Origin of the sequence: Nocardia grenadensis NBRC 108939 (genome assembly GCF_001613445.1) — a bacterium.
Taxonomy (GTDB): Bacteria; Actinomycetota; Actinomycetes; order Mycobacteriales; family Mycobacteriaceae; genus Nocardia; species Nocardia grenadensis.
The window spans coordinates 1-5,868 of record NZ_BDCJ01000016.1 but is presented as its reverse complement, the minus strand read 5'-3'; the positions used below and the strand labels follow the sequence as shown (position 1 = coordinate 5,868).

Annotated in this window: 7 protein-coding genes; 1 reads left to right on the top strand and 6 read right to left on the bottom strand. The window is 67.9% G+C overall.

Annotated features, from left to right (window positions below; genetic code table 11):
- Positions 1-142 precede the first annotated feature (142 nt).
- The 3 genes from NGR01S_RS17535 to NGR01S_RS17525 are packed head-to-tail and all read right to left on the bottom strand — an operon-like array spanning position 143 to position 2,602.
- Entirely contained in the window at positions 143-850 is a 708-nt protein-coding gene (locus NGR01S_RS17535; protein ID WP_084481276.1) for a demethylmenaquinone methyltransferase, read from the bottom strand.
- A gap of 41 nt (positions 851-891) precedes the next feature.
- Positions 892-2,034 carry a glycosyltransferase family 4 protein gene (locus NGR01S_RS17530; RefSeq protein ID WP_084481279.1) on the bottom strand — a complete coding sequence of 381 codons (1,143 nt, stop codon included), beginning with the start codon at positions 2,032-2,034 and terminating at the stop codon, positions 892-894.
- Positions 2,035-2,038: 4 nt separating this feature from the next.
- Positions 2,039-2,602 carry a DUF3592 domain-containing protein gene (locus NGR01S_RS17525; protein WP_373861432.1) on the bottom strand — a complete coding sequence of 188 codons (564 nt, stop codon included), beginning with the start codon at positions 2,600-2,602 and terminating at the stop codon, positions 2,039-2,041.
- A gap of 160 nt (positions 2,603-2,762) precedes the next feature.
- Here NGR01S_RS17525 and NGR01S_RS17520 point away from each other — a divergent pair, with 160 nt between their 5' ends.
- Positions 2,763-3,269: a DUF2505 domain-containing protein gene (locus tag NGR01S_RS17520; RefSeq protein WP_063038114.1), complete on the top strand. Its 507-nt coding sequence runs from the start codon at positions 2,763-2,765 to the stop codon at positions 3,267-3,269.
- A gap of 74 nt (positions 3,270-3,343) precedes the next feature.
- Here the strand turns inward: NGR01S_RS17520 and NGR01S_RS17515 are convergent, their stop codons facing one another.
- From NGR01S_RS17515 to NGR01S_RS17505, 3 genes are read right to left on the bottom strand one after another with little or no spacing between them, the layout of a single operon-like run.
- On the bottom strand, positions 3,344-3,808 hold the full coding sequence (locus NGR01S_RS17515) for a VOC family protein (protein ID WP_063038120.1): 465 nt from the start codon (positions 3,806-3,808) through the stop codon (positions 3,344-3,346).
- A gap of 18 nt (positions 3,809-3,826) precedes the next feature.
- A complete protein-coding gene (locus NGR01S_RS17510) occupies positions 3,827-4,276 on the bottom strand; it encodes a helix-turn-helix transcriptional regulator (RefSeq protein WP_063038118.1) in 450 nt (149 codons plus the stop codon).
- A gap of 8 nt (positions 4,277-4,284) precedes the next feature.
- Positions 4,285-5,556, bottom strand: a complete 1,272-nt coding sequence (locus NGR01S_RS17505; protein WP_063038112.1) for a geranylgeranyl reductase family protein — start codon at positions 5,554-5,556, stop codon at positions 4,285-4,287.
- Positions 5,557-5,868: the final 312 nt, after the last annotated feature.

Sequence of the window (5,868 nt, the reverse complement as noted above, 5' to 3'; positions counted from 1 at the left end):
TGCCGCTCACCTCGGACATGCATCCGATCGTCCCCGCGGCCGATTTCCTCGGGTTTGCCCGATGTTATCGCCGGATGACATTCCACTTCATCGGCGGAAATCACATCTGTGAGGTAGATGAAGCCGGCTATACCGGACGGTTTCAGCCGCCGAGTTTGTATCCCCGGTGCAGTGCGACCACGCCGCCGGTCAGGTTCCGCCATTTCACCCCGGACCACCCGGCGTCGGCGATCCGGCGGCCCAGCTGTCGCTGGTTCGGCCAGACCCGGATGGATTCGGCCAGGTAGACGTAGGCGTCCGGGTTACTGCTCACCGCCCTGGCCACCTTCGGTAGCGCCTTCATCAGGTATTCCATGTAGAGGGTTTTGAACCCCGGGATGATCGGCGTGGAGAACTCACAGATGACCAACCGGCCGCCGGGTTTGGTCACCCGCAGCATCTCCCGCAGCGCCAGATCGGTATCGGCCACATTGCGCAGCCCGAACGAGATGGTCACCGCGTCGAAGGAATTGTCGGCGAAGGGCAGCGCCATGGCATCGCCGGCGACCATCGGCACCTGCCGGAACCGGCCCGCGGCCAGCATGCCCTGGGAGAAATCGGCGGCTACGCACCACGCGCCGGAGCGGCCGAGTTCCACGGTGGACACCCCGGTGCCGGCGGCCAGGTCGAGCACCTGCTCACCGGGACGCGGATCGATGGCCTTGCGGGTCAGCCGTCGCCAGTAGCGGTCCTGGCCGGCCGAGATCACGGTGTTGGTCAGGTCGTATCGTCGCGCCACCCCGTCGAACATCGACGCGACCTCGTGCGGCTGTTTGTCCAGCGAGGCCCGGACCGATTGTGTTTTCACCACAACCCGACCCTAATGGGCGCAGGGCGGTCCGCCGCGTCCGGTCACGCCGAGCGTGACAACCGGTATCCGGTGCCGATGACCTCGGCGTAGTGGTTCATGAGTTCGGTGCAGATGGCGGGCCATGTGCGGTGCAGCACCGATTTACGGGCCGCCCCGGCGAACCGGTCGCGCACCTGCGCGTCGCGCAGCGCCGAGACGGTGCCGGGCAGTAGTTCGGTGAAATTCCGCACCGGGAGCAGGTAGCCGTTGCGGCAGTGCGCGATGAGATCGCGCGGGCCGCCGGCATCGGGCCCGACGACCGGTACCCCGGACGCCAGCGCCTCCTGCACGCCCTGGCAGAACGTCTCGTGCTCACCCGGATGCACCATCACGTCCAGGCTCGCGTAGGCCCGGGCGAGCTCGTGGCCGCCGAGTTCGCCGGTGAAGATCGCGCCCGGCAGCAGACCGGCGAGTTTCTGCCGCTCCGGGCCGTCGCCCACGATCACCAGCTGTACCGACGGATCGCGGGCCAGCACCGAGAGCCGGTCCACATGCTTTTCCGGGGCCAGCCGGCCGACAAAACCGACCAGCAGTTTCGCGGTATCGCCGCGCCACTGCCCGCGCAGCTCTTCGCTGCGCGCGGCCGGGGTGAACCGCACCGTATCGACACCGCGGCCCCAGGTGTGCACGCGGGGGATCCCGTGCCGTGCCAGGTCCTCCACCGCCGCGCTCGACGGCGCCAGCGTCCGGACCGCGCCCTCGTGGATTCGCCGGGTCCAGCCCCAGGCGGCCCGGGCCGCCAGGCCCAGCCCGTAGCTTTCCGCGAAACCCGCCACATCGGTCTGGTACACCGCCACCGCGGGCAGGTCCAGCCGCAGCGCCGCCGCCATTCCGCCCGCACCGAGCAGGAACGGTGAGGCCAGATGCACCACATCGGGATCGAAATCGCCGAGGACACCGACCATGCCCGGCTGCGGCAGGCCCACCGGCAGCGAACTGATCTTCGGCACCATCACCGCCGGGACCCGGTGTACCGGGAACCTCCCGTGGTGGCGGGGGGCGGGCGGCTGCTCGCGCAGCGAATCGGGTGCGAGGACAAGAGCGTCGTGCCCGTGCCGATGCAAATGATCCAGCACCCGGAGCACCGAGTTCACGACGCCGTTCATATTCGGGAGAAACGACTCCGCAACGATGGCTACGCGCACTCGCTCAGTCTGCGCGGTCGCGGTCCCCCGGGACGCGTCGTCGATATGACGCCGGATCGAAGATCGGGCGAACACTCATCGAACCGGTCGCTGCCCGCATCAGCAGCCACAGTGTCGGCAAGGTGAGGGCCCAGGTAACGGCCAGTACCGACAGTGCCGGCAGCACCGCGACCCGCACATCGCGGCCCGCGACCCGGACGAGGTCGGGATCGGCGCGGCTGTATTCCACATTGATCCGCTCACCCGCGGTCAGGTTGGTCGGATACAGCACGCCGACCTTGGGATTGTGGGTGACGCCGTCCGGGGTCACGTACATCACCGCCGAGCGCAGCCGACCGGCGGACAGCACCTCACCGGTGGTCTCGCCCTTGTCGGATTCGATCAGATAGTCATTGCGCCAGGCCGCCAGGAACAGCAGCACCACCAGCACGCTCACCGATACCGCGGTGATCACCACGCCGACGCATACCTTGCGTAACCGTTCGGCCCGGGCAGAACGTGCGGCCGGGTCCGGCGCGCGCACCGGTCGGGCAGCGGGCTCCGGGGCCGCGACCGGCGGCGCGACCATCTCTGCCTGCTCGGGCACGTTGCCTCCTCCGGAATCGTCCACGGCCGGGGCGGCTGTGCCGTCGCGCGCACCGTCGCCCGGGTAACCGGGGTCGCGCGGTCCGCGGCGGCTGGTTTCCGGCACCGCAACAGGCTAGCGGGGTCGGCTAGGGTGAGCGCTCATGGCCCGAAAATTCGGCTTCACGCTGTCCTATCCGATCCCGGTGTCCGATCTGCACGCCGCGCTCACCGGAGAAGAAATGTGGCGAGACCGGTTCACCGGCGCCCCGACGGCCACCCTCGACCTGTCGCACCCCGGTGGCCCGGGTACCGCCCGTATCAAGATGAGCGAGACGATCCGGCAGGACAAGGTCCCCGGCGTCGTGCGCAAGCTGCTGAAAACCGAACTGGTAGTCACCCGTATCGACCATTGGCAGACCCTCGACGGGTCCACCGCGGCGGGGACCTTCGAGGGCACCTCCTCGGCCATCTCCTCGGAGATGAAGGGCACTTATGAACTGCGTCCCACCGCCGAGGGCTCGGAGGTGGTGATCTCCGGTTCGGTGAAGGTCAAGGTTCCCCTGGTGGGCGGGGCCATCGAACCGCTCGCCGAACAGTTGCAGCGGCGGGTCGCCGAGAGCGAACGCAAATACATCGTCTACTGGTTCGAGAATCGCGCCGGAGTCTGACAGTCCTCCGGGGCCGCGCGGACCGCGCGGCCCCGGACATACACCGCGGTCCCGGCTCATCGGGTCGGGCGGTTTCAGAGTTCGGCGCAGGGCGGGTCCATTGCCGCGGCAGCCGCGGCCGTGGGATCGAACTCCTTCGGCTCGACCAACACCAGCCAGTTCCCCGAATTGTCCCGGAATACCGCTTCCACCCCGTAGGGCCGCTCCGACGGGGGCTGGACGAAATCGACACCTTTCGCGGTGAGCTCCGCATAGGCCTTATGGCAGTTCCGAGTGTTCAGTCCCAGTGAGCCGTGGCTTCCGTTGGCCAGCGACCTGCTGATCGCGTCGGCGAGATTCTCGTCCAGGGGTGGACCCGGCAGCATCAGGGTGACCTCGAGTTCCCGGTGGTCGGGATGGGCGACGGTCACCCAGCGGAAGCCGTTGTCGCCCATCTGGATATCGGCGGTCTCGACGAAACCGAGGGTTTCGATGTACCAGTTCTTGGCCGCTGTCTGATCGGACACGTACACGGTGACCAGGGAGATATTCGCAATGATCGGAGTCATGGTCCGAGACTATGGGCGGACCGGGCCGCCGGGCTTCTCCGAAATTGCGGTATCGCGCCGGCGATCGGACAACCCGTGCATGAAGATGTAGCAACCGGGGATACGGGGCACTCCGTCGGCGAACTTCGCCTGGTATTCCGAAGGTGAAACTCCCACCAGTTCGGTGAATTTCCGGGAGAACGAACCCAGACTGCTGTAGCCGACGAGCAGGCATACCTCGGTCACCGTGGTGTTGGTGGCGCGCAGGAGATCCTGCGCCCGCTCGATCCGGCGCTCGGCCAGGTACACCGCGGGCGTCCGGCCGTAGGTGGCCGCGAAACAGCGCAGGAAATGGTATTTCGAAACCCCGGCTGCGGCGGCCATACCATCGAGATCCAGCGGCCGAGCATATTCGCGGTCCACGAGATCACGGGCTCGCCGCAGATGCGGGAGCAGATCCCGCGGTACCGGCCGCGTCACCACGGCGCTCAACAGAAAGGCGCGAGGTCGTCGAACCGTATCGACGCCCGGCCCGCGGCGCGCCACGCACGGGCGGTGAGGTCCACATCCTCGTCGGTGACCAGATTGCCCATCACCCGGACCGCGGTGCGCTGCAGCAATTTCGAACGCATCACCGGTGGGCCGCCGAGCGGAACCATCCGCGGGTGGGTGGCCAGGCCGGCGATCCGTCGTGCCACCGAATAGGTGCGGCCGTATCTCGCGCGCAGCAGGGCCGGCCACACCCGGGTGAGATCGGGTTCGTCCAGTAGCCCGGCGAGCATATGGCCGCCCTCCAGACCATAGTCGATTCCCTCGCCGTTCAGCGGGTTCACACAGCCGGCGGCATCACCGAGCAGCGCCCAGTTGCGGCCCGCGATACCGGAGACAGCGCCGCCCATCGGCAGCAGCGCCGAGGAGACCGCACGCACCGAACCGCTCAGTTCCCATTCGTCGCGGCGCAGCTCCGTGTAGTGCTCGAGCAGTGGTTTCAACGCGATATGCGAGGGCCTGCGTTCGGTGGCCAGCGAACCGACGCCGATATTCACCTCACCGTTGGCCAGCGGGAAAACCCAGCCGTAGCCGGGTACCAGCTCGTTTTCGGCATTGCGCAACTCCAGATGCGAGGTGATCCACTGATCGTCGCTGCGGCCGGAGGAGATATAGGCGCGCGCCGCCACCCCGTAGGCGTAGCGGCGATGCCAGGTGCGGCCGAGCAGTTTGCCGACGGGGGACCGCACCCCGTCGGCCACGATCAGGTTCCGGCAGCCGATTTCGTGCGAAGCCGCCCCCACCCGCACGGTTACTCCGGTCACCCGGTCGCCGTCGCGGGCCACCGCCACGACCTTCGCGCCGTCGCGCATCCGCGCCCCGGATTTCACCGCGGTATCGCGCAATTTGTCGTCCAGTTCGGTGCGCGGGATCGCACTGCCGTAGGTGGGAAACGAACCACCCGGCCACGGCAGCAACGCCTCGGCGCCGAAACCGGTCATTCGCAGACCGTGGTTGACGGTGTGCGCCCGCACCCATTCACCCAGCCCGAGCTGCTCGAGTTCCGCGGTGGCACGCGGGGTGAGGCCGTCACCGCAGGTCTTGTCCCGGGGAAAGGTCGCGGAATCCACCAGCAGTACATCGCGACCCGCCCGGGCAGCCCACGCCGCGGCCGCCGAACCCGCGGGGCCCGCCCCCACCACCAGCACCTCGACGTGTGCGGGCAACGCGTCGCGGTCGGCTTCGGAAGGTGTGGCTTCGGGTGCACCCATGCGGTCAATAGTTACAGGTGGGCGGTAGTGATGTCGATGGCGGTACGGTGCACAGCATGAGCGTGTCAGGCCCGGAGGCGGTAGCGCAGCGTGACCACGGAGGGCCCACGTTCATGCTCGATCGATACAGCATGAGCGTGTCAGGCCCGGAGGCGGTAGCGCAGCGTGACCACGGAGGGCCCACGTTCATGCTCGATCGATACAGCATGAGCGTGTCAGGCCCGGAGGCGGTAGCGCAGCGTGACCACGGAGGGCCCACGTTCATGCTCGATCGATACAGCATGAGCGTGTCAGGCCCGGAGGCGGTAGCGC